General features: G+C 38.9%; 21 protein-coding genes and 1 pseudogene. 14 read left to right on the forward strand and 8 right to left on the reverse strand.

The window, feature by feature from the left end; translation table 11 throughout:
- Positions 1-47: 47 nt before the first annotated feature.
- Entirely contained in the window at positions 48-185 is a 138-nt protein-coding gene (locus tag WDJ61_RS17845) for a hypothetical protein (protein ID WP_338752216.1), read from the reverse strand.
- Positions 186-445: 260 nt separating this feature from the next.
- Here WDJ61_RS17845 and WDJ61_RS19175 point away from each other — a divergent pair.
- Together WDJ61_RS19175 and WDJ61_RS19180 are read left to right on the forward strand one after the other, a co-directional pair.
- A pseudogene (locus WDJ61_RS19175) lies at positions 446-1,249 on the forward strand (cache domain-containing protein); the annotation flags it as partial.
- Positions 1,241-2,191 (forward strand): methyl-accepting chemotaxis protein, encoded by a 951-nt coding sequence (locus WDJ61_RS19180; protein WP_413789108.1) that lies wholly within the window; start codon positions 1,241-1,243, stop codon positions 2,189-2,191. The pseudogene WDJ61_RS19175 and the gene WDJ61_RS19180, both read left to right, overlap by 9 nt.
- A 61-nt stretch (positions 2,192-2,252) precedes the next feature.
- Here the strand turns inward: WDJ61_RS19180 and WDJ61_RS17855 are convergent, their stop codons facing one another.
- The gene (locus WDJ61_RS17855) at positions 2,253-3,647 is read right to left on the reverse strand and encodes a sigma-54 interaction domain-containing protein (protein ID WP_338752220.1); all 1,395 of its coding nucleotides are present in this window, start codon (positions 3,645-3,647) and stop codon (positions 2,253-2,255) included.
- A gap of 249 nt (positions 3,648-3,896) precedes the next feature.
- On the opposite strand from WDJ61_RS17855, the gene WDJ61_RS17860 reads away from it, so the two are divergent.
- Positions 3,897-5,525, forward strand: a complete 1,629-nt coding sequence (locus tag WDJ61_RS17860) for an amidohydrolase (RefSeq protein ID WP_338752222.1) — start codon at positions 3,897-3,899, stop codon at positions 5,523-5,525.
- Positions 5,518-7,020, forward strand: a complete 1,503-nt coding sequence (locus WDJ61_RS17865; protein ID WP_338752224.1) for a sodium:solute symporter family protein — start codon at positions 5,518-5,520, stop codon at positions 7,018-7,020. Before WDJ61_RS17860 ends, WDJ61_RS17865 begins: the two co-directional genes overlap by 8 nt.
- A gap of 72 nt (positions 7,021-7,092) precedes the next feature.
- Here the strand turns inward: WDJ61_RS17865 and WDJ61_RS17870 are convergent, their stop codons facing one another.
- Positions 7,093-8,121 carry a GTPase gene (locus tag WDJ61_RS17870; RefSeq protein ID WP_338752226.1) on the reverse strand — a complete coding sequence of 343 codons (1,029 nt, stop codon included), beginning with the start codon at positions 8,119-8,121 and terminating at the stop codon, positions 7,093-7,095.
- Positions 8,122-8,309: 188 nt separating this feature from the next.
- Here WDJ61_RS17870 and WDJ61_RS17875 point away from each other — a divergent pair, with 188 nt between their 5' ends.
- The 4 genes from WDJ61_RS17875 (at position 8,310) to pepT (ending at position 12,309) form a co-directional block, all read left to right on the forward strand.
- The gene (locus WDJ61_RS17875) at positions 8,310-9,377 is read left to right on the forward strand and encodes a YeeE/YedE family protein (protein ID WP_338752228.1); all 1,068 of its coding nucleotides are present in this window, start codon (positions 8,310-8,312) and stop codon (positions 9,375-9,377) included.
- A gap of 23 nt (positions 9,378-9,400) precedes the next feature.
- Positions 9,401-9,625: a sulfurtransferase TusA family protein gene (locus WDJ61_RS17880; RefSeq protein WP_338752230.1), complete on the forward strand. Its 225-nt coding sequence runs from the start codon at positions 9,401-9,403 to the stop codon at positions 9,623-9,625.
- 687 nt (positions 9,626-10,312) lie between these two features.
- A complete protein-coding gene (locus WDJ61_RS17885) occupies positions 10,313-10,828 on the forward strand; it encodes an SH3 domain-containing protein (protein ID WP_338752232.1) in 516 nt (171 codons plus the stop codon).
- Positions 10,829-11,076: 248 nt separating this feature from the next.
- Positions 11,077-12,309, forward strand: a complete 1,233-nt coding sequence (gene pepT, locus WDJ61_RS17890; protein WP_338752234.1) for a peptidase T — start codon at positions 11,077-11,079, stop codon at positions 12,307-12,309.
- 42 nt (positions 12,310-12,351) lie between these two features.
- Here the strand turns inward: pepT and WDJ61_RS17895 are convergent, their stop codons facing one another.
- Positions 12,352-12,921, reverse strand: a complete 570-nt coding sequence (locus tag WDJ61_RS17895; protein WP_338752236.1) for a DUF1836 domain-containing protein — start codon at positions 12,919-12,921, stop codon at positions 12,352-12,354.
- Positions 12,922-13,052: 131 nt separating this feature from the next.
- On the opposite strand from WDJ61_RS17895, the gene trhA reads away from it, so the two are divergent.
- Positions 13,053-13,700, forward strand: a complete 648-nt coding sequence (gene trhA, locus WDJ61_RS17900) for a PAQR family membrane homeostasis protein TrhA (RefSeq protein WP_338752238.1) — start codon at positions 13,053-13,055, stop codon at positions 13,698-13,700.
- 101 nt (positions 13,701-13,801) lie between these two features.
- Here trhA and gltS read toward each other — a convergent pair whose 3' ends face one another.
- Positions 13,802-14,995, reverse strand: a complete 1,194-nt coding sequence (gene gltS / locus WDJ61_RS17905; protein ID WP_338752240.1) for a sodium/glutamate symporter — start codon at positions 14,993-14,995, stop codon at positions 13,802-13,804.
- Positions 14,992-15,963, reverse strand: coding sequence for a formimidoylglutamase (gene hutG, locus WDJ61_RS17910; protein ID WP_338752242.1), 972 nt, complete (start codon positions 15,961-15,963; stop codon positions 14,992-14,994). The genes gltS and hutG overlap by 4 nt, the downstream gene beginning before the upstream one ends.
- 129 nt (positions 15,964-16,092) lie before the next feature.
- Here hutG and WDJ61_RS17915 point away from each other — a divergent pair, with 129 nt between their 5' ends.
- Both WDJ61_RS17915 and WDJ61_RS17920 read left to right on the forward strand, forming a co-directional pair.
- The gene (locus tag WDJ61_RS17915) at positions 16,093-16,977 is read left to right on the forward strand and encodes a LysR family transcriptional regulator (protein ID WP_338752244.1); all 885 of its coding nucleotides are present in this window, start codon (positions 16,093-16,095) and stop codon (positions 16,975-16,977) included.
- 108 nt (positions 16,978-17,085) lie between these two features.
- Positions 17,086-17,658: a hypothetical protein gene (locus WDJ61_RS17920; RefSeq protein WP_338752246.1), complete on the forward strand. Its 573-nt coding sequence runs from the start codon at positions 17,086-17,088 to the stop codon at positions 17,656-17,658.
- Between the two features lie 67 nt (positions 17,659-17,725).
- Here the strand turns inward: WDJ61_RS17920 and WDJ61_RS17925 are convergent, their stop codons facing one another.
- The gene (locus WDJ61_RS17925; protein ID WP_338752248.1) at positions 17,726-18,049 is read right to left on the reverse strand and encodes a metalloregulator ArsR/SmtB family transcription factor; all 324 of its coding nucleotides are present in this window, start codon (positions 18,047-18,049) and stop codon (positions 17,726-17,728) included.
- A 20-nt stretch (positions 18,050-18,069) separates the two neighbouring features.
- Complete coding sequence (locus WDJ61_RS17930; RefSeq protein WP_338752250.1) at positions 18,070-19,827, reverse strand: sulfate permease; 1,758 nt, start codon at positions 19,825-19,827, stop codon at positions 18,070-18,072.
- 441 nt (positions 19,828-20,268) lie between these two features.
- Between WDJ61_RS17930 and WDJ61_RS17935 the strand changes: the two genes are divergently transcribed.
- The 3 genes from WDJ61_RS17935 to WDJ61_RS17945 all read left to right on the forward strand — a co-directional run bounded on the left by WDJ61_RS17935 (position 20,269) and on the right by WDJ61_RS17945 (position 23,450).
- Positions 20,269-21,426, forward strand: a complete 1,158-nt coding sequence (locus WDJ61_RS17935; RefSeq protein WP_338752252.1) for an iron-containing alcohol dehydrogenase — start codon at positions 20,269-20,271, stop codon at positions 21,424-21,426.
- Positions 21,427-21,989: 563 nt separating this feature from the next.
- A complete protein-coding gene (rluF, locus tag WDJ61_RS17940; RefSeq protein WP_338754834.1) occupies positions 21,990-22,697 on the forward strand; it encodes a 23S rRNA pseudouridine(2604) synthase RluF in 708 nt (235 codons plus the stop codon).
- A gap of 306 nt (positions 22,698-23,003) precedes the next feature.
- The gene (locus tag WDJ61_RS17945) at positions 23,004-23,450 is read left to right on the forward strand and encodes a C40 family peptidase (protein ID WP_338752254.1); all 447 of its coding nucleotides are present in this window, start codon (positions 23,004-23,006) and stop codon (positions 23,448-23,450) included.
- Positions 23,451-23,460: the final 10 nt, after the last annotated feature.

The raw sequence follows: 23,460 nt of genomic DNA on the forward strand, positions 1-23,460 counted from the left end.
CCTGCTTTTTTATATCCATTTTAGCTTCAAGTAAAAAGACGAGGTATTCACAGGAATAAGAATATTTTCATGACAGCTGTCATATGTTCGGTAAAGTTATATAAGTTTGCCGATTTCGTCTCAAGCCCCTTGAGCACCTGCTTGCTTCCATAAGATTTACTCACTTGATCAATTACCAACTCCATCATTCCTTCTCCCTTCGTTCTCGTTATGCCCCAGTGTAAAAGATGAAAGTAATATCCAAGTAAAAAACACACCAACAGAAGATAAAAAATGAGCGCCTGTTTTTACACGAACGCTTATTTTTTCATCACACATCGATAGGTAAGTGTTGTAAATGTTTTTGCCGTTTATATAATTGGTAATTGAAATTTTTACCCTAATAACCGATAATAGTAAAATATAACTATTCAGAATTTTTTTACAGGTCATTAGGGGGAGAAAGATGTTTAATAATAAGACGATTCGAACAAAGCTACTGATTGTTTCAATTACGTTGTTATTACTACCTAGCTTAGTGATTGGAACATCTGCCTACTTTAGTTCGAAAAAAAATCTAGATACAACTGGAGAGAAAACATTAAAAAATGGGGTGGAAATGGCGCTGCAAATCATTGATGCGCTTAATCAACAGGTAGAAGATGGGAGCATGACCCTTGGGGAAGCACAGGAACAGGCGAGAATTTACTTAATTGGACCTAAGGAAGAAGACGGAATTAGAGAGATAAAAAATACTGTCGATCTTGGGGAGCATGGATATTTTAATGCCTTCAATGAAAAAGGAATCGATGTTGCCCATTATTCTGATGAGGGGGATAACTCTTGGGACACCAAGGATGTAAATGGCAAGCCTTTTGTTCAGGAAGTCATTAAAAACGCCCAAAATGGCGGTGGATTTACGACTTACGAATGGAAGCTACCGAACAATCCAGAGAAAACGGGAGAAAAAATCGTGTATAGTGCGCTTGATCCAAACTGGGGCTGGGTCGTCTCTGCTGGTACATATAAAATGGATTTTAACGCAGGAGCGAATGAAGTGTTAGTCATTGTTGCCGCAACAATTGCGATAGCAACTATTATCGGTATTGCTGTCATTATATGGTTTACTCGGTCGTTATCGAAGCCGCTTCATTTAGTGACACAGCAAGTCGACCGATTAGCTCATGGAGACTTAACAGTTGAACCTTTAAATATTAAGAATAAAGATGAAATCGGTATTTTAGCGAATGATTTTAATATCATGGCCACTAATATAAGGGAGATCATCACAACGGTTGAACATTCCATTCAACAGGCGAGTGCTTCTGCTGAGAACTTAAGTGCGATATCAGAAGAAACATCTGCTTCTAGTCAAGAAATCAGCAGTGCTATTGATGAAATTGCTAGCGGCACAGCGCAACAAGCAAAAGATGTGGAAGTCTCTAATAAGAAGATGGCAGATTTGTCGACAAAAATTGAAATGGTCGAGCAGTTAAATGAAAAAATGAATGTACAAAGTCAGGCCGCTAATAAAGCAAGCCAAGCCGGCTTAGCTCAAATGACTAGTTTGCAACTGAAATCAGAAGAAGCAAACGAGCTTTGTCATACGGTCGTAGAAGTTATGAACCGCTTGTCTGTAAGAGTAAATGAGATTGAAAGTGTCATGTCTGTGATTCATACAATCTCGGATCAAACGAATCTTTTAGCATTAAATGCATCGATTGAAGCGGCAAGAGCTGGAGAGCACGGGAAAGGCTTTGCTGTCGTTGCCGAGGAAGTGAGAAAGCTAGCTGAGCAATCCTCACAAGCAACTGGAGATGTGCGCCAAACACTTAATGGCATCATTAGTGAATCGGATCAAGCCTTGCAAGCAATTGAATTAAGTCAAAGCTTAAACAACGAACAAACAAAGGCCGTATCTGATACGAAGCAGGCCTTTGAACTTATTGTCGATTCCGTGAAAGAGATCGTCTCATCCATTAATGAAGTAGATCATGAAGTACAAAAAATAGCTGTTCATAAAGGAGAAGTACTCGCATCCATTGAGCACATAGCGGCGATCGCCCAACAATCTTCCGCTTCAACAGAAGAAATCACCGCCTCCATGGAAGAACAACTACGAGCCATCGCCACCATCGCAGGTTCCGCCGAACAACTAAACGAAGTGGGCGATGAACTCAAACAAAAGATTTCTAAGTTGCAAATTCATTAAATTAGAATCAGAACGATCTTACAAGGGGGTTATCCCCTTGTAAGATCGTTTTTAACTATGTTCACCCTCGCCAATACTGGGAAGATTGGATGTTGTACTTTTTTATTTTCCTCATAAGAGTAGATTGAGGAATATCGAGAAGTGCAGCAGCTTGTCTAGTTGTTCGCGCTTTTTCAAGTGCATTCAGTATATAATTTTTTTCAACGCTATCAATATATTTTCTTAATGACGGATTTTCAATTATATTTTGTGGTTGTTCTATTTTTCTTATAATATGCTCAGGGAGATCAGATAATTGTATACGTTCAGTTTCCGACATCACTATTAACCGCTCAATAAGATTAGCAAGTTCTCTAACATTTCCTGGCCAATGATAGGATTGTAATCTTTCTACTACTTCTTTAGAAAGAGTACGATTCATTTTATATTTATTGTTATAACTTTTTACAAAGTGTTGCAATAGTAGAAAGATATCTTCAGGACGTTCTCGTAAAGCAGCGATATGAACAGATAGAACGTTTAAGCGATAAAATAAATCCGACCGAAACAAATCCTCCTCTGACAATTTTCGCAAGTCTTTATTGGTTGCAGCAATAATCCGCACATTTGCTACACGAAGCTGCACTTCTCCAATGGGTAAATACGTTTTATCTTGTATTAACTGTAATACTTTAACCTGCAAGTGTAACGGCATTTCGCCAATCTCATCCAGAAAAAGAGTTCCTTCTTCGGCCATTTCCACTAAACCAATTTTTCCTTTTTCCGAAGCTCCAGTAAAAGCTCCTTTTCGATATCCGAACAATTCTGATTCTAATAAACTGTCAGGAATCGCTCCACAATTAATTTGAATGAAAGGTTTATTATGGCGATCGCTCAATTTATGAATATAGTTGGCTAGCAAATTCTTTCCGCACCCTGTTTCTCCAGTTATTAATACGGACGCATCAACCGTTGCAATTTTTTCCGCTTGCTCTAACGTCTTCTTAAACTCTAGGCTTTCACCTATCAACAAATTTCTATCAGTGGAAGATTCTTGACTTACCGTAAATTTCCTCAGCTCTTGTGTATAGCGATGTAAAATGGCCTCTACTTCATTTTGTTGATCTGAATAAGAAAAATCTTGGTCAACTATTCTCCCGTGAGTAACTATCCATCTCGGTTCTCCCTTTTCATCTGTAACAATTCGTCCATTAACAATATATTTTTGCAACGTTTCATGAAAAGTTTGAATAAAGGACACTGGCCCGTTTTTTTCCAATACCATTCTAGTAATAGACGGTGAAAATAATTTTTGTTTCTCTAAATCATATACACTTTTGCCGATTAACTCTTCTCTCTTTCTTTGCAACCGTTTGCAACTCGTTTCATTCACCCATACCGTAATGCCACGAACATCAGTAATATAAAATCCATCATGCAAACTATCTAAAATATTATAAAAATCTTCCGCTTTCATTACGTCTCCTCTTTCTTTTGACAGAATAATTAGATTATTGAACCGTTATTAGATCATAATTAAAAAAATCCTTAAACACAAATGATTCGTTTTTAAACTATCGATCCATTATTAGATCAAATGTGTTTTTTATGTGACTAAATAAATAGAAAAAGGAGCGTTTTCCGTAAAATTTCAATTGAATTCTCCATGTTTGGTTGGCACGGTAGTTGCAATAAAGAAAACAAAATGAAAAAGGAGAGAATGATCATGTACGCAGACAAAATCCTTTACAACGCAAACATTTATACGATGGACGACCAATACCCTCTAGCTAATAGACTGGCCATAAAAAATGGCCGAATCATTGGCTTTGATGATGTAGCCGATCAGTTGCGAGGTCCCCATACAAAACTTTTCGATATAAAAAACAAAACCATGTTGCCGGGACTAATTGAAAGTCACGCTCATCCGCTTCATTACGCTGCGGATTTGCTCAAGTTAGATCTTCGTTATGAACGAATTTCTAGTATTCAAGACTTGTTATACGAGGTAAAACGAAAAGCAGATGAACTTCCTGAAGGCGAATGGATCATTGGAACCGGATGGGATGATAGCAAATTAAAAGAGAAACGCTTTCCTACCATTGATGAATTGAATAAAGCGGCTCCTAACCATCCTGTTTTTCTCACACGAACATGCGTCCACAATGCTGTCGCCAATTGGAAAGCCTTTGAGGTAAGCGGGCTAAGCTCTAATCCTGAAGATCCTGAAGGCGGACATTTTCACCGAGACGCTAAAACCGGAAAAATTAGCGGCCTAATTCAAGAAAATGCCATGATGCTTTTTAAAGTACCTTCTTTCAGTACAGAACAACTAAAACAAGCGATGGAAAAAGCTCAGCAGCATTTCTTCGAATGGGGAGTGACTGCCGTTCATGATATGGCTGTTTCCCAAAAAGAGATGGTTGTCTATCAACAACTAAAAAAAGAAGGAAAATTACGGCTTAAAACCCGCCTCTGGTTATGGGCAATTAGTCAAATGGCATGGCCAGGGGGTGAAAAAGAATTGCTTCACCTCGGAATTGAAAGCGGTTTCGGAAATGACCACTTAAATATTCAAGGGTTAAAGTACATGCTTGATGGCAGTGTAGGCGGAAGAACTGCAGCTGTGGAAGAACCTTATGAACAAGAGCAGGATAACTATGGGATTTTGCATATGAAACAACAAACCATCAATGATCACATCTCTCAAGCTATTCAACATAATATGCGCGTCTCTATTCATGGCATCGGCGAACGAGCAATTGAAATGGCCTTGCAAGCTATTGAGCAGGCAGGTTCTTTAGAAGATAACAAACAAAAACGTCATCGAATCGAGCACTGTGCCTTACCAACCGATGATCACCTGAAAAGGATTGCTAAACAAAACATCATAGCCGCATCTTCTATTGGATTTATTTATTCTATTGGAGATAGTTATCTCAATAATTTAGGTTCAAAGCGCGCAGCACATGTGTTTCCCCATGCAAGCTTTAAAAAGCATGGCATTATTGCTCCTGGAAATTCAGATATGCCTGTTTGCCATGGAAATCCTTTTTACGGTATCTATGCGGCAGTCACTCGTAAAACGATTGGCGGTCAGCAATTAGGAACCGAAGAAGCGATTTCTGTCAAAGAGGCCATTCAAGCCTATACAGTGGACGCTGCCTACAGTGGGTTTGATGAAACAATCATCGGCTCTCTTGCTATTGGTAAATATGCTGACCTTATTGTCTTGGATAAAGACCCTTTTGAAACTAAGTCAGAAGATCTAAAAAATATTCAAGTTTTACTAACAATGGTGGATGGAGAACTAGTATTCAAGAAAGCGGAGAAGGAGGAGTTTACTCATGTTTGATCCCAATGAAAAAACAATTATTTTAATTGCGGTGTTTCTGTATTCTTTAGCTATTTTAGCTCATAGCTTTTATTTCTTTAAAAGCGTTAAGACCTCCGATGATTATAATGTAGCGGGCCGTTCGATCCCTACTTTCCCAATGATTTTATCTATTGTAGGAACTGCCACAGGTGGTGCAAGCTTACTCGGTTTTATGGGAGATGCTTATAGTAACGGACTTGGAATGCTATGGATGGTTTTCCCTGTCTATATTATCAGCGCCATATGGATCTTATTCTTCTTGAAACCTATTCGCAACCTAGGAACAAAATATAAAATGGTTACACTTCCTGACTATACTGCTCTTCGTTACGGAGAAAAATCTCGACTGCCTGCCCTATTGTGCATACTAGTAGCTTATGCATCCATCACTGGACTTCAATTTATCGCGATTGCCACTTTTTTAAATTTAATGTTTGGTTTAAATATGACTGCCGGGATCATTATTAGCTGTGTGTTCCTTACTCTAAAGACCTATATCGGTGGACTTAAAGCAGTAATTTGGGCTGATTCCATCCAAGGAACGATCCAAACATTAGGTATTATCATACTGTTTGTAGCTGTTTCCCTATCTTCAGGTGGATGGAGCACAGTAAAAGAAAATGCGCTTGCCATAAATCAGCCTCAACTTATTGATATTTTTGGCATATCAACTGTCAGTATTTTTGTATTTATGTTTACTTTGGGGGCCTATCAATTTGTACGCCAAGATAATTGGCAACGTGTTTGGGCAGCAAAAACAGATAAAGTAGCAATCAATAGTAACTGGCTCGCATGGATCGTTGGACTAATCACAAGCGTGTTAATTATTCTAACCGGCGTGTACGCTTTCTTAGGACTGAATATAAAAACGGACCAACCTTCACTAATCTTTTATCAAGTAATCGATGAAATCATGCCTTTATCAATGGTTGTCGTCATGATTATTGCTTTAGTTGCCACAATTGTATCGTGTGCTGACTCCTTTTTCATGGCGGGAGCTTCAAGCATTGCTAACGATATTATCAAGCCGTACTTCAAGATTACTGATGATAGAAAAATGTTAGCCTATAGCCGATTATCTGTCATCATTTTATCGGTGATCGCACTTGTGATGGCATTAGCTATTCCACAACTTGTTCCATTATGGGTAGCCGGAACGGCCATGTTAACCTCTGGGCTACTAATCCCGGTAATTGCCGGAATGTTATTTAAACGAGTCAGTGAAACTGCGGGCACAGTATCTATATGGACAGGCCTATTAACAGCTGTTATTTGGCAAATAGCCGGCCAACCATTTGGTATTCATCAAATATTTCCAGGTCTTTTGATCTCACTTACCTCTATTCTCCTTGTTACCTTATTTACTAAACCGCAAAATATCGAACGTATTGAAGACATGGCTTATAGTAATAACTTGGGCTCGAGTGATGAACTATATAAACAAACAATCTTAAAAGAAAAAACGAGTCTTTAATAAGACATCTACTTCAGCATATTATACTAAAGTGGACTCAAAAACTAAGGCGAGACTTTTAATAGTCTCGCCTTAGTTTTCGGGTTGCTGTTTATAATCCTTGCGTTTCTTGTATTTTTTATACAGCTCAAAAATGATTTCTTCGTCTATCGGCATGTTATTTTCATAAGCGTATTTAATTCCGTACCCTAATGCGAGGGTGAAGGATGAAGCAACGAGTCCACCCGCGATGGATCCAGCACCAGGAACGAACTTGACGATTTGTCTGTATGCTGTTTGTCCCGCTGTTTTTGTTGCTGTCACAATGATTAAATCTTTCGCTGCCTTTTTCGTTAACGGTTTGTCGTAAAGAGTCGCTAATTTCAATGTAAGCCCCACTTGAAGAGCAGTTAAAGGAACGACATCCGATCCGGGTATCGGTGAGGCACCAATGACTCCAGCGGATACACCTGCCGCATTAATCCAGCGCTTCGCCGTAGTAGATTTATCTTGTAAGCTCTTTGCGAACAGGATGTCCTTCCCCTTTTTTTCGAGTAACTCCAATATCCGATCCTTTAATACATCAATGTTTTGTCCTGTTTTAGAAGAAATCGGAACAACATCGTACTGACTACCTGCATGCTGCTTAATAAACTCCACTAGATTTTCGATATCCTCTGCTGCATCAATCTTATTTAACACAATCAAGATGTTTTCATTATGAGCCGCAATCTCTTGAAACTTCGCTTTCTCGCTATCGGAGAAAACCGTTCCTGCCGCGTTCGTAAAAAACAGAATGATATCAGCTTGGCCAATAAACGCTTCCGTTTTCTTCGGATTTTCATCATGTGGGTCATTTAAACCCGGCGTATCCATTAGTTTTATTTTTTCCAATCCGGCTAAATTGTAAGGGTCAATACTAATGGTCTCTCCAGGCTGGGGATTGGTTTTCGCTACATCCTTGCCAATGATTTTATTAATCGTTGACGATTTTCCTGCATTCACTTCTCCTACAAGAGCGATCAATAAATCTTGATCCAATTGCTCATGAATTTTCTTTATTTCTTCATCAAATGCTGCATCTACGCTTTGTTGGAATTCTCTTTTTCTCTCCTCGTCCATGTCATAGCCTCCACTTATGTCTTATGTTTATACCTTGCCCTATATTGTCATCTTGTACTAACTTCCCATAAAAATCAAACTATTCAAGAACCTCTATAATTTCCGCTAATACCTACTTGAATTATCGGATTAAAAGAATTATACTGTTTTTACAAAAATCATTTATTTTTTAAGACAGGGGTGCTCATATGGTTCAGCTCATTTTAACGGGGTTATTATGCGGTGGTTTACTCGGGTTTGTTATGCAGCGCGGACGTTTCTGTATTACTGGAGCATTTCGAGATATGTATGTAACAAAAGATTATCGGATGTTCATTGCTTTTTTAGTCGCTATTTCCATTCAAAGTATCGGAGTCTATTTGCTGCATTTATTCGGGGTAATCCAATTCGAATTCGGTAATTTCATGTGGTTTGCGACTATTTTTGGGGCATTTGTGTTTGGAGTTGGCATCATCTTTGCTGGCGGTTGTGCGACAGGCACGTGGTATCGAGCAGGTGAAGGACTGATCGGAAGCTGGATGGCACTTGCTACTTATATGATTTCAAGTGCCATGATGAAAGGCGGAGCGCTGAAATCAGTCACCGCTTCGATCCAATCTCAGCAAGTAGAAGCACAAACGATTTATGGAACACTTGGCATCTCCCCATGGGTACTAGTCGCTCTTCTTGTTAGCATCACAGGCTTATTAGTCTGGAAACAGTTATCAAAATCGCGCGTCAAAATCCCAACAATGAAGCCCAAGAAAACAGGGCTTGCCCATCTGCTATTTGAAAAACGTTGGCATCCCCTTTTCACAGCGACACTCGTTGGATTGATTGCCATTATTGCTTGGCCATTAAGTGAAGCGACTGGCAGAATGTTTGGACTTGGGGTGACGACACCATCAGCTAATATATTGCAATATGCAGTAACAGGAGATCACTCATTTTTAAACTGGGGCGTATTTTTAGTATTTGGTATCCTGATCGGCTCATATGTAGCAGCTAAAGGAAGCGGGGAATTCCGTTTTCGAGTACCTGATGCGAGCACTTGCCTCAAAAGTGCATTTGGCGGCATCTTGATGGGCGTGGGCGCGAGTCTGGCTGGCGGCTGCTCGATCGGAAACGGCTTAGTGGAAACAGCTCTATTCACATGGCAAGGCTGGATTTCCTTACCCTTCATGATTCTCGGTACTTGGACAGCTGCTTACTTTACCATTGTTAGACCAAGAAAAAAAGTCACGAAAAAAGTAAAAATCAGCTCTCAAACGGCTTGATCATACAGATAGGAGGAAACATCATGCAAAAAAAATTAGAAGTACTAGGAATGGTTTGTCCTTTCCCATTAGTAGAAGCAAAAGAAGTAATGGCTGAACTCGCAAGCGGTGACGAACTAACGATCGACTTCGACTGCACGCAAGCAACCGAAGCGATCCCTCGCTGGGCTGCTGAGGAAGGACACGAAGTCACCAACTACGAACAAAGCGGCGACGCCCAATGGACGATTACAATCAAGAAAAAATAAGGGAGCTGCCCTCCGCTATATTAAAGTGATAAAGCAAGCATAGAGAGACTATGCTTGCTTTCATTTTGTTTAAAAAAGATTATGTCAATGAAAACGTCCAAAATTTTGTCGGTATTTTCAAGTTTGTTTTATAATAAAATTAGACACCGCATAAGCCAACATATAGTTATGGATTAAATACTCAGTCTTCAACATTAATTCGAGCTTTTCTTTCTTTTCCATAGAGAAAGTTTTCTTCCCCATTTAATATTTCTTCTTTCTTAACGAAAATGCGAACACCATCACCAAAGATGTATAATAGTCGTCTCCTTTTTCTCCTTTCCAGTTTCATATTATTGATCTAACAAATACCTTACCCCACTCATTTCTCATTTTTTTTTCGAACATATTCAACCATTAGAAAAATGATCTGTTCTCCTAAGCTTTAAAAATTTCTATCCATTAATAGATATTCACTGCCGAAGCTGAATCCTTCAACCAAGCAGCTTATTATCAGTTTATTTTACGCTTAGTTGTTGGCTTTGCAAGCTTCCTAAACCGTTTCTTCAAGGTCTTTTGAAGCTTGACTACACCATTTCTTTATAAGCTATTTGTTAACTAATCAAATAACTTATTAACATATTTGGATTAATATGATAAATTCTTAGTATATAAGTAATAAACAAAAAGAAAGGGTGTATTTAGATAATGTTTAATCGTATGAAGTATATTCTAGTTTTTCTTTTGTCATTTAGTTTACTGTTCCCTTCATTACAAGCAGAAGCAAGCGCAGTGAACCAGCACTTTACAGTAACTGCAAAGACATTAAATGTACGTGAAAAGCCAAGCCCTAGAGCAAAAATAGTAGGTTCTCTAAAAAAGGGGACTGTTGTATATGTGTATAACAAAGAGCCCGGTGGCTGGTCGAAAATTAAATATAATGGTAAAGCAGGATATGTAGCTTCAAGCTACTTGAAAGCTGAGTCGAATACTAAAATTAGCAGAAGCGAAGCAAAAAAAATATTAATAAAAACTAAAAAGATAGACACAAAGATCGCAGGAGTAAGAAGCGATCCAGAAATGGACCAAGTAGTAAATGGAGTAACATATTATTTCTTTGATGTATATGCCTTAACAGAAGGTTTTGCAGCTTCTTCTTATTTTGTAAGTTCTAAAGATGGAAGAGTATTAACCTGGAGCCAATTAGAAAAAATAGGTTCTTAATGAAAACAAGTTTTTAAACACGTCATATAGGCGTGTTTTTTCTTACAGTGGATTTTATTTAACTACCTTTACAAAAAAGCGATCCCAAAAATTGTTTATGAGAAATTAAAATAGAAAGCAAGCATGGAGACTATATTTACCTTCTCTTTTTTCGAATAACCAGATTTCACTAAATATTCATACTAATACTTTAAATCTCATATGTGATAAAATAAATACACCCATTTTCAAAAGGAGTTGCAATGACATTGAAAAATGAACTAATTAAACGATTTACTTCCTATGTAAAAGTCGACACACAATCGAATGAAGCTAGCACAACCACTCCTTCTACCGAGGGCCAATGGACACTCATCCGAATGCTTGAAGAGGAACTAAAGGAAATCGGCATGAAAGAGGTCACGGTTGATGAAAATGGCTATGTCATGGCGACGCTTCCTGCCAACACAGAAAAAGAGGTTCCCGTAATGGGATTTTTAGCCCATGTCGATACGGCAACTGATTTTACCGGCAAAAATGTTCAGCCGCAAGTCATTGAAAACTACGATGGACAAGATATTTTACTAAACAAAGAACTACAAATCGTCCTGTCACCAAAGGACTTCCCTGAATTACCACAATATAAAGGACACACACTTGTGACAACGGATGGAACGACTTTACTCGGTGCAGACAATAAAGCCGGCGTAACCGAAATCATGACAGCGATGGCTTATTTAATCAACCATCCAGAAATCAAGCACGGAAAAATCCGCGTCGCCTTCACACCAGATGAAGAGATCGGCAGAGGCCCACATAAATTCGATGTGGATGCTTTCAATGCAGCGTTTGCCTATACGATTGATGGCGGCCCGCTCGGCGAACTGGAGCATGAAAGCTTTAATGCCGCGGGAGCTAAAATCATCATCAAAGGGAAAAACGTCCACCCCGGAACAGCAAAAGGAAAAATGGTGAACTCCGCTAAAATTGCGATGGAGCTAAATGCCCAGTTGCCGACAGAAGAAGCACCGGAATACACAGAAGGCTATGAAGGTTTTTACCATCTAATCTCAATCAATGGTGAGGTCGAACAAACAGAAATGTACTACATCATTCGTGACTTCGATAAAGCCAACTTCCAAGCAAGGAAAGACACGATGGCTTGCATCGTCAAAAACTTGCAAGAAACATACGGCGAAGACCGCATCCTTCTCGAAATGAACGACCAATACTACAATATGAGAGAAAAAATTGAACCGGTCAAAGAAATTGTCGACACTGCTTATGAAGCGATGAAAAATTTAGGCATTGAACCAATCGTGAAACCAATTCGCGGTGGTACGGATGGCTCGCAGCTATCTTATATGGGGCTGCCAACACCTAACATTTTCACTGGCGGCGAAAACTTCCACGGCCGCTTCGAATATGTCTCCGTAGATAATATGGAAAAAGCCGTACAAGTAATCGTCGAAATCACAAAACTATTTGAAGAAAAAGCATAAAAACTAGCGCCGTGGGGTCTGACCCACGGCGCTTTCACGCGTTCAATCCTTCAAAGATGTTAAGAATAGTTCATCCACTAGTCTTTCTGCTGCTTTTCGATATAAATTGCTCATATGAACAAGTGAGGCAATCATAAGAGCTTGCTCAAGATCTGGATCCGTCCCCTGCATCTCTTCCTTAACCTCTTTCACCTGTGTTTGAACGTTCTCCTTGAAACGCTCCACATTTTGATTCGCTAGATGAAGATAGCTATTATAGAACGAATCTAAATTCATCTCCTCGTCTACCACTTTCTCGTTTATCCCTTCAAGAGTCTGCTTAATATCATTAATCGATAACGCTCCTTTAAGCTGATAAATCAAGCTAATTAATAAAATATGCTCCTTGGAATACTTCTTTTGTTTGATCGGAAAAAATAATTTTCCTTTCGCATAGTTATTGATCATGGTTTTCGTCAACACTTTTTCTTCTTCATTTCGTTTCGAATCGCTGAATGTATTTTCAAAAAGTTGAATCACTTGATCCATATATAAGTCAATATTCGGTATATCTTCTAAAGTCACTTGATTGTCTAAGCCTAGCTTCATGATGATTTCATTGATTTTCTCCATATAAACCCTCCACCTTCCCCAACCATTATACCTAAATATAATTTTCAGGTAAATGTTGACTACATAGCGAAATGATTATATTATTTTATGTAGTATCAAAAACTACTTATTGAAATCAGGAGGTTTCTGAAATGAATCTTTACATAAGAGAACCCATTAACGGTTTAACCCACTTAGCTGGAGCCATTTTATCCTTTGTTGCCCTATTAGCCATGGTCATTAAAGCTTCCATCACAATGGGTTCAGCAGTCGCTATCGCAGCAGTAACGATCTTTGGTATCAGCATGATGTTGCTTTACAGTGCATCAGCCACATATCATATGGTCATTGCCAAAGACCATATAATTGCGGCATTGAGACGGCTTGATCATTCAATGATTTTTGTGTTAATCGCCGGTTCTTATGCTCCTTTTTGTCTCATTAGCCTGAACGGTGTCGGCGGTTGGATCTTGTTTGGAATCATCACTCTTACTGCTATATGTGGTGTAGCATTTAAACTGATTTGGTTTCAATGCCCAAGATGGCTTTCTACAATGCTATACATTGTGATGGGATGGATGATTATTTTTGCGATCTCGCCACTAGCAGCTAATTTAAGTACTGCTGGCTTGCTTTTATTAGTACTCGGAGGCGTATTTTATACAATTGGCGGCATCATTTATGCGATCAAACCGAACTTCCTCTCATTCAAACATATGGGCTTCCATGAAATATTCCATATCTTCATTATGCTTGGTAGCACGGCCCATTTCCTAAGCGTCTTCCTCTACGTTTTATAAAATGAAACTTCAATCAGTGGGGGTCTTACAGCGGGATAAACAAATAAGGGTCAGATATTTATCACTATATAGTGATAAATATCTGACCCTATGATAAATGTTTAGCTAAATAGGTTGATGCTCGTAAGAATGATTGGTACAGCGAATACGTCGATAAGAAAGGCACCAACGATTGGTACAATTAAATAAGCTTTTTGGGATGGCCCGAATTTTTGGGTGATGGCTGACATGTTTGCCATTGCATTTGGTGTTGCCCCTAACCCATGTCCAGTAAATCCTCCAACCATCACGGCTGCATCATAATCTTTACCAAGTAAGTGGAACAATACAAATACGCCCAAAAGAACAATAAACACTACTTGCGCCGCTACAATAATGAAGATTGGAAGAGCTAAGTCGGCCACTTCCCATAATTTAATGCTCATTAACGCCATAGATAAGAAAATACCGAGTGTCACATCACCAATAAGATTAATGCTTCTCATATCAATCACACGATCATTCACACGGTCTAACACATTTCGTACAATCACAGCCACAAACATCGCACCAACATAACTCGGAAGAACGAGTCCCGTTTTCTCTGAAAATAATTCACCTAAATAAGTGCCTAAAGACATACACAATGTAATTAAAAGAACTTGCATAATAAACGTATCAGAATGAATATCCGCTTTCGCTTTTTCGTCAGAAACAACACTAGCTGCTACTTCATGCTCAGCAGGTGTTAAATTATATTTCGAAATTAAATATTTTACTGTTGGTCCACCTACTAATCCTCCCGCTACTAAACCAAGCGTCGCAGCTGCTAAGCCGGTCGTTAACGCTGAATCCACGCCCATCTCTTCTAATGTCGTTCCAAAAGCAGTCGCTGATCCGTGCCCACCTTCCATAGCAACCGCACCAGACATAATTCCAAGTAACGGATCAATATCTAATAGAGAAGCAAGTGAAATACCAATCACATTTTGCATAAGAGCCAAGAACCCACAGGCAAGCCAATAAATAATGAGTAGCTTCCCTCCTAATTTAACGAGCTTGAAGCTGGCACCTAAACCAACCGTCGTGAAGAAAGCCAACATGAACAAGCTTTGTAAAGAAGTATCTAACGTGATTTCTGCGACACCCGTAGCTTTTAAAGTTGTAACGATCAGAGCAAAAATTAAGCCGCCTACAACCGGTGCCGGTATACAAAATTTTTGAAAAATGCTTACCTTTTTAATTAAAAAGGAACCCAGAACAAGTAACGCAACTGCTAAAAATATGGTAGTGACTTGATTCACTTCGATGTTCATCCTTTTTCCTCCTTAAAAAAACTCATGATGGCTTCATTAATTAAATGAGCGGCAAGACTGACTGTACGGTTGTTTTCATCTAATGAAGGATTCACTTCTGACACATCAAATGAGAGAGTTTTCTCTAGCTGTGTAATGTATGTGATCAGCGTACGAACCGCAAATGGATTCAACCCAAAAGGAGAAGGCGCACTTACTCCTGGTGCATAAGCGGCATTGATCACGTCCGTACAAAGCGTAAGTATTAGATAGTCATGTTTAGCCGCAAACTGATCGATCACTGAAAAAACATGAGTAAAATTACCGTTCGTTATCTCATCTTCTAAAATGTAACCGCATTCAAAACGCCGTGCAGTTTCAAATAATGCTTTCGTATTCCCGTATTTTTGAATGCCAATCGGCAAGTAGCCGCAAGCCAGGTCTTCATCCAAAATTTGCTTAAACATCGTCCCCGATGACGTTTGCTCATCATACGGTCTTAAATCAAAATGAGCATCGATGTTGATAATCCCTAAAGAAGCACCTTGTCCAATGAACTCCCTTACTCCTAGATAATGTCCATATAACGTTTCATGCCCGCCACCTAAAATAATCGTTGTAGCTTTATTTGATAATAATTTAGTGACATACTTTCCTAGTTCTTGCTGAGCCTGTTCAAGCTGTTCGTTTTCACAAGTCACATTTCCCGCGTCAATAATCATGCTTTCCTCAGGACCATGCCAAGGAAGCTTTGCTAAAGCTATCCTAATTTCATTAGGTGCTGCGGCAGCTCCTGTTCTTCCTTTATTTCTTCTCACTCCCTCTTCACATTCAAAGCCAATAATGGCACATGTCTTTAGTTCATCCTGTGCTAACCCCTGTTTGTTTAAATCACATAATTGAACGACTTGATGGAGTCGATAGCTGGCTTTGTCTGCCACACTATCTACTCGACCTGTCCATAAATCTTGTTTTGAAGCCTTATACATTCTTCTCTTCCTTTCAGAACTTTCTGATTGATTTTGTTGTTAAAAAAATTATATGGCATTTTATTTATAATTTCTAATACAATTATTTTATAAATTTATAACTAAAAGCTATAAATAGGAGGTATTCAAATGGATTTACGAAAAATGCGTTATTTCATTACAGTCGTTCAGCAAAAGAATTTCTCTAAAGCCGCTGAAATTTTACATGTATCCCAACCATCATTAAGTAATGCGATTATGAAATTAGAAGATGAAGTAGGGTTTCCGCTATTAGAAAGAAACACAAGAAATATTCGCTTAACGGAATCTGGCGAGATGATGTACATGCGAGCTCTGGAACTGATTAATAACTTTGATCACTTACAACAAGAAATGAGGGAAGTGAAAGAAATCGGTAATGGGCAATTATCGCTCGGTCTAATTGAATCAGCCAATTATTGGTTACCTAAAGTGATTCACCAGTTTAAAGCTGATTATCCTGAAGTTCACATTCAGTTCAGTGAATTACTTGGTGTCGAACAAGTACAAAAATCATTGCTCAATTATGAAACACATGCAGTGATTACGAATCAATTAGTTACTCATGATGATTTGCTAACACACCCTATTTATCACGAACGTCTTGTCCTTCTCTTCCACCGCGATAGTCCGTTAGCAAAATTAGAAGAAATCACAATGAAAGACTTACAGGAAGAGCCATTTATCATTAGTACGACCGGCTTTCAAACTCGGCAAGATATTTTACAAGCATTCGAAAAAGAACAAGCTACCCCCCGAATGATGTACGAAATCGAACGTTTTGAAACCGCCTGCAGTCTAGTGGAAGAAGGCCTAGGAATCACGATCATCCCAGAAAACTATATTAAAAATTCTACCTTCCCAGCCATTCGCACAAGCTATATTCAGTCAGAAGCCTTAACAAGAACTGTCTATCTTGCCTACTCAAAAAACCGATACCTTCCGCCATACATCCACAACTTCCTCTCACATACGAAAACGTACTTTGGGGTCTGATCCCCGATTCGTTAATGAGGTAGTTAAGAGCTTCATCAAAAATAGGAGACAGAATGAGACATTTTTCTTTCTTTTCAAGTAGACTAGGAAGTGAGGTGAGGTAAAATGATGAAATCACGATGGACTACTATATTAAGTTTTTCGTATTTTATGATGATGTTGGGCTGTTTTTTATTTTTCTGGTTTGGGAATGATGTGTATCGTTATCAAATCGGCATTGGCGGCATGGTTGCCAGCTTGATTCCGATGATTATTGAACGTCTAAGCCGTTCGCAATTAAAAAAGTCGTTAGTCATCTCCTACTTTGTTTTCCTGATCGGCTCTCAAGTATTCGGTTCACTTATGCGCTTTTATAGCCTTGGCTGGTGGGATACCTTCCTTCATTTTCTAAGCGGCGGGCTAATTGCTTTTGCGGCTTTAGAACTGATGGATCGTTGGACGACACCAGCGGCTAGAAAAGGGATGTCACGTCGCTTTGTCCTCTTGTTTCTATTCTCTGTTTCTGTGCTGGGCGGTGTATTTTGGGAGATCTATGAATTTTCTGCGGATCAACTGCTCGGAACTACGACACAAGGTGGCGGAAATGTGGACACAATGGGAGATTTGATTGCGGATAGTCTAGGCGGCTTATTAGTCGCAAGTGTGATTGCCTTTAAAAAACAGACAAACGAACAAAAATAGAGAGTCCGTCCAACCAACGGACTCCCTTTTTTTATTTTCTCGACAAATTTCGGGGAGTGACAGGCACCTAATCATTTATCTTATCCAACATTGTGATGGTGTCGACTAGGTGATTGTTAAAGATTTGGCGAGCAACCGCGAGAAGCTCGATGATCATTGGATCTCTTAAGGAATAGATGACTCGGTTTCCGTCTTTTGTTCCTGTAACGATGTTTTTACTGCGTAGGACGGTAAGTTGTTGGGAGACAGCTGAGCCTTCACTTCCAGCTAGACTTTGAATTTCGTTGACGCTTTTATCTCCTTCTGCCAATATTTCTAAGATTTTGATTCTAAGTGGGTGAGCAAGGGCTTTAAAAAAATCAGCTTTAAATTGCTGCATTTCAAGAACCAATTTCTTCTCCTCTCTTTCTATTATGTGGTAGACATCGCTCTTGTTTCATCCTTGTTCTTCTTCAAGCCCGAAAAAGTTTCACATTCTCTAAAAGCAAAATGCTTACAGCCAAGACACTGATCTTTTTTTAAGTACTTAAGAGCATAATTGATCGCCTCTCCTGTATGATCAAAAAAGTGTTCTTCCCCAATAAATTCATATAGACCAGTCTTGATCAGCACTTCTTTCGGTTGAGACTGAATCCCTGAAATCAGCACAACCCCATTCTTGGAGAAGTTTTTAACAATACTTAAGAAATAAGATTCACCAGTTGTATCCATAAACGGCACTCTTCCCATTCTCAAAAGCAACACCCGAGGCTTGTAATTAATCGTCTTCATAATCGTTTGCTCAAAGGACTGCGCCGCTCCAAAAAACAGAGGGCCTTCCACATTGTAAATACTAATTTGTGGGCAGTCATGAGTATCGGACACGATATGACTCTCAACTTTTTCATGCTTATTATTAGGATTCGGCAACGCCTTCTCTGTCACCATTATATCACTCATCCGCTTCGTAAAAAGAATCACAGCTAAAACAAGCCCCACTTCTACCGCTACAGTCAAGTTCACAAATACAGTTAGTAAAAAAGTGATAAGCAATACAAAAGAATCTTCCGTTTTTGTCTTTAACACATGATAAAACACATGCCGCTCACTCATATTCCAAGCAACGACCATCAAAATTGACGCCGTGCTAGCCAATGGAATTTTTGATGTATAGGGAGCAAACAGCAATAAGACTAAAAGAACAACAACTCCATGAATCACACCAGAAATTGGGGAGGCAGCTCCATTTTTAATATTCGTTGCTGTTCTAGCAATCGCACCTGTAGCCGGAATCCCTCCGAACAATGGAGTCACCATATTGGCGATCCCTTGTCCCACCAATTCTCGATTGCTATTATGCTTACTATTAGTCATTCCATCTGCTACCACAGCTGATAAAAGCGATTCAATGGCTCCCAAAATCGCAATGACGAATGCTGGCTGAATTAAAAGCTGCACTCGCTCCCATGTCAAATCCGGGAAAACAAACTTCGGCAATGTATTGGGAATCCCACCATAGGTCGAGCCAATCGTCGCCACTTGACCAGGATAAAAAACAGCAGCAATAATCGTTGAAAAAAGGAGGCCAATCAACGGTCCCGGTATTTTTGGAAATAGTTTCGGTGTATACAACATCGTTACCAAGCAAATGCCCGCTGTTAAAATACTATAAAAATTAAGGCTATCAAAATGAATCGCAATTTCCTTCATGTTTCTTATAAAAGATTCATGTTTTTCCACATCTGTTAGTCCCAAGAAGCTAGGAATCTGACCAGCAAAGATAGTGACTGCAATCCCAGAAGTAAACCCAATCGTCACCGGCTTAGGTATGAACTTAATTAACCCTCCCAGTTTGAATATTCCCATCAATACTAAGAGAATTCCTGCCATAAATCCGGCAATTAATAAATTTTCAAATCCGTACGTCGTGACAATCCCAAATAAAATAGGAATAAACGCCCCTGTAGGACCACCAATCTGATACTTAGACCCGCCAAACAACGAGATTAAGATCCCTGCAATAATCGTCGTGTAAAGTCCATATTCAGGATCCACCCCAGAAGCGATTGCAAAGGACATCCCCAACGGAATCGCAATGACGCCAACAATGACGCCAGACATTACATCTTTTTGAAAAGAACCTAGAGAATAATTTTCATATCTCCCAGTCCAAAGAATCTTCTTTTTCATCTTATCCCTTCTTTTATTATAAATATTCGTATATCTGATTATTTGAATATACAATAATACAAAAATACATCTCCTTTTGTATAAAGTCAAAGGAAAATAAAGCGAATCTTCAATCAGTGGGGAGGCTTCACTACGACAAAAGCACCTATGTTTCTGGAATTCTACTCAACAAACACTTTCATTCAGCTGACACTCCATTTTCTTTTGATCTCTCTAAAAAATCCCATGTAGATTTTACCTATATTATGTCAGAATAATTCTCCTTCAATCGGTTATTTGCTAAAAAATACAAAAAATAATAATTTTTCCAAACTTTTTGTTTGTATTAAATATTATTTTAAAATAGAATATCAATGTATATACAACGTACTTAGCATGCTAGCAGTCTTTCATTAAGTTGTTCTTTTATTTCAATGAAGATCTTATTAGGAGGAATTATTCATGGCTAACAAACAAAGCGAATTTCATATGCCGGCAGTTAATCTATTAGGTCAAGGCTCTGTGAATGAGACAGGAGCTCGATTAGCGGGTCTTGGTGCGAAAAAGACATTATTGGTAACAGATGCAGGACTACACGGCTTAGGTATCTCTGAAAACATCGCGAAGATTATTCGTGAAGCTGGTGTAGAAGTGTCCATTTTTCCAAAAGCTGAGCCAAACCCAACAGATAAAAACGTCGCTGAAGGTTTAGAAGCTTATCATGCTGAAAACTGTGACAGCATTGTTACTCTTGGCGGTGGTAGCTCTCACGATGCTGGAAAAGCGATTGCATTAGTCGCAGCAAACGGTGGAAAAATCCATGACTATGAAGGTATCGATGTATCTAAAAACCCAATGGTACCGCTAATTGCCATCAATACAACAGCTGGTACAGGAAGTGAAGTAACTAAATTCACGATCATTACAGATTCTGAACGAAAAGTAAAAATGGCGATTGTTGATAAACATGTAACACCTGCACTTTCTATCAACGATCCTGAGCTTATGGCTGGCATGCCACCTGCTTTAACAGCGGCAACTGGATTAGATGCCTTAACACATGCCATTGAAGCTTATGTGTCAACAGCAGCTACACCAATTACAGATGCATTAGCCATTCAAGCAATCAAGATCGTTCCTAAGTACTTACCGCGTGCCGTTGCCAACGGAGCAGATATGGAAGCACGTGAACAAATGGTATATGCTCAATCCTTAGCAGGTATGGCATTCAATAATGCTTCTTTAGGTTATGTTCATGCAATTGCTCACCAATTTGGTGGATTCTACAACTTCCCGCATGGAGTTTGTAACGCCATCCTTCTACCATATGTATGCAAATTTAACTTAATCTCTAGAGTAGAACGTTATGCAGAAATCGCCGCTTACCTCGGTGAAAATGTCGATGGACTGAGCACGCGTGAAGCAGCTGAAAAAGGAATTGAAGCAATTGAGCGCCTAGCTAATGACCTGAACATTCCAAAAGGCTTTGAAGAATTAGGTGCAAAAGAAGAAGACATCCCAACATTAGCGGAAAACGCAATGAAAGATGCTTGCGCGTTAACAAACCCACGCAAAGCAAAACTAGAAGAAATCATCCAAATCATCAAAAACGCAATGTAATAAGAAAAGCAGAAGTCCCTGTTTAGCGGCGTATGGACTGGAATGATCCGTACGAGATAAAGGAAACACGATGAACGACAGTGAATCGATGTTGACTTATCGCAAGGAGGATCGTGGAAGTTCACTAGACGCTGGGGACTGGAGCTAGACAATAGAAAAGCGGAAGTCCCTGTTTAGCGGCGTATGGACTGGAATGATCCGCACGAGATAAAGGAAAACGAAATGCGGAGCTGACTGCCCTAAGGCAACAAGCAGATGATGACCGAACCTAAAAAATTAGAGGCTGTCCCTAGAAAACTAACTAGGAACAGCCTCTTTCTAGTAAAATAATCACTAATAAAAAATTCCGTAATTTTACTCTTTCTACAATATTCATTTTCCTATTAAAACAACTTAATATTCTGCCAAAAAATATATGGGTATAGAAGAAAGGTGTCCTCCAAAAATAAAAGTGTACAGCAATTTCATTCTCCCCTTTTTTGTTGGCCTCATTCCCATTATAATTAAATTCTTCAATAGAAAAATTTAATTATAAAAAATCTAAATAGAAGGATGCGATTAACCTGCGACTTAATAAATATATTAGTGAATCTGGGAAAACATCTAGACGCGGAGCAGATAAATTAATTAGTGAAGGAAGAGTCATGATCAACGGGAAAATGGCGAAAATAGGCAGCCTGGTTGAGCCTGGAGACGACGTTCGAGTGAATGGCGAACAGATTCGGCTCGCAAGAAACAATGTGTATATCGCTTTAAATAAACCTGTTGGAATTACAAGCACAACAGAGAAAAAAGTCAAAGGTAACATTATTGATTTAGTCAATCATCCTTTACGCATTCATCACATTGGTCGATTGGATAAAGATTCAGAAGGCTTAATTCTTCTTACCAATGATGGGGATATTGTTAACAAAATTTTGCGTGCTGAAAATAAACATGAAAAAGAATATATCGTATCTGTAGACAAGCCCATCACTCCTGAGTTTCTAAAGGAAATAGCAGCAGGTGTGCACATTTTAAATACAAAAACATTGCCTTGTAAAGTCGAGCAGCTATCGAAGTATGATTTTCAGATCACCCTAACTCAAGGGTTAAACCGACAAATTCGGCGCATGTGTGCAGCTCTAGGCTACGAAGTATATCGACTACAGCGCACACGCATCATGAATATCCACTTAAACAACTTACCAGTTGGACAGTGGCGCGATTTAACGAAAAAAGAAAAAAGACAATTATTTGCTGACCTTAACTATGAGCCAAATGAATGGTGAAAAAAATGCCCCAAACAATTGTTTTGGGGCATTTCAGTTTGTAGACAAAAAGGGTTCGGAATGGTCTCATTCCGAACCCTTTTTGAATTTTTATTGAAATAGAAACTAGCCTTTCATCCACTCGCTCCCTTTCCCTATGTCACATAGATGATGTCGATGTAATATTTCCTTAATATTATTTAATCGACCTGTAACCTATGAAACGACAAATCTCTGATATATTAGCTACAGAAGAAAAATTAACCACATAAACAATCCGACAACATACATAATCAATAATAGGAGAAAGGAATTTAGGTAAATCAAATGAAAAAATTATTGACAGTAGTATTCAGTTCTTTACTATTAAGCGTAAGTTTACTTTTACCGGCACAGTCAGCAGATGCAGCATCATACTCAAAACAGAACGTCATTAAAGAAGCAAAGAAACATATCGGAACACCATATAAATGGGGCGGTACAACACCAAAAGGATTCGATTGCTCTGGTTTCATCCAGTACACACATAAGAAAAATGGCGTTTCTCTTCCTCGTACAACTTCTCAAATGTACTCAAAAGGTACAAAGGTGTCTAAATCAAAAATGCAACCGGGAGACTTAATGTACTTCAGTACTTATAAAAAAGGCCCATCTCATGTTGGAATTTACATAGGAAATAATCAATTTATCCACTCTGCTTCTAAAGGTGTAAGAATTGATAAAGTAAGCAACTCTTATTGGACGAAAAAATATATCGGCTCTAAACGCCTGTAATTGAACGGAC

This window comes from Bacillus sp. FJAT-52991 (genome assembly GCF_037201805.1).
Taxonomy (GTDB): Bacteria; Bacillota; Bacilli; order Bacillales; family Domibacillaceae; genus Bacillus_CE; species Bacillus_CE kandeliae.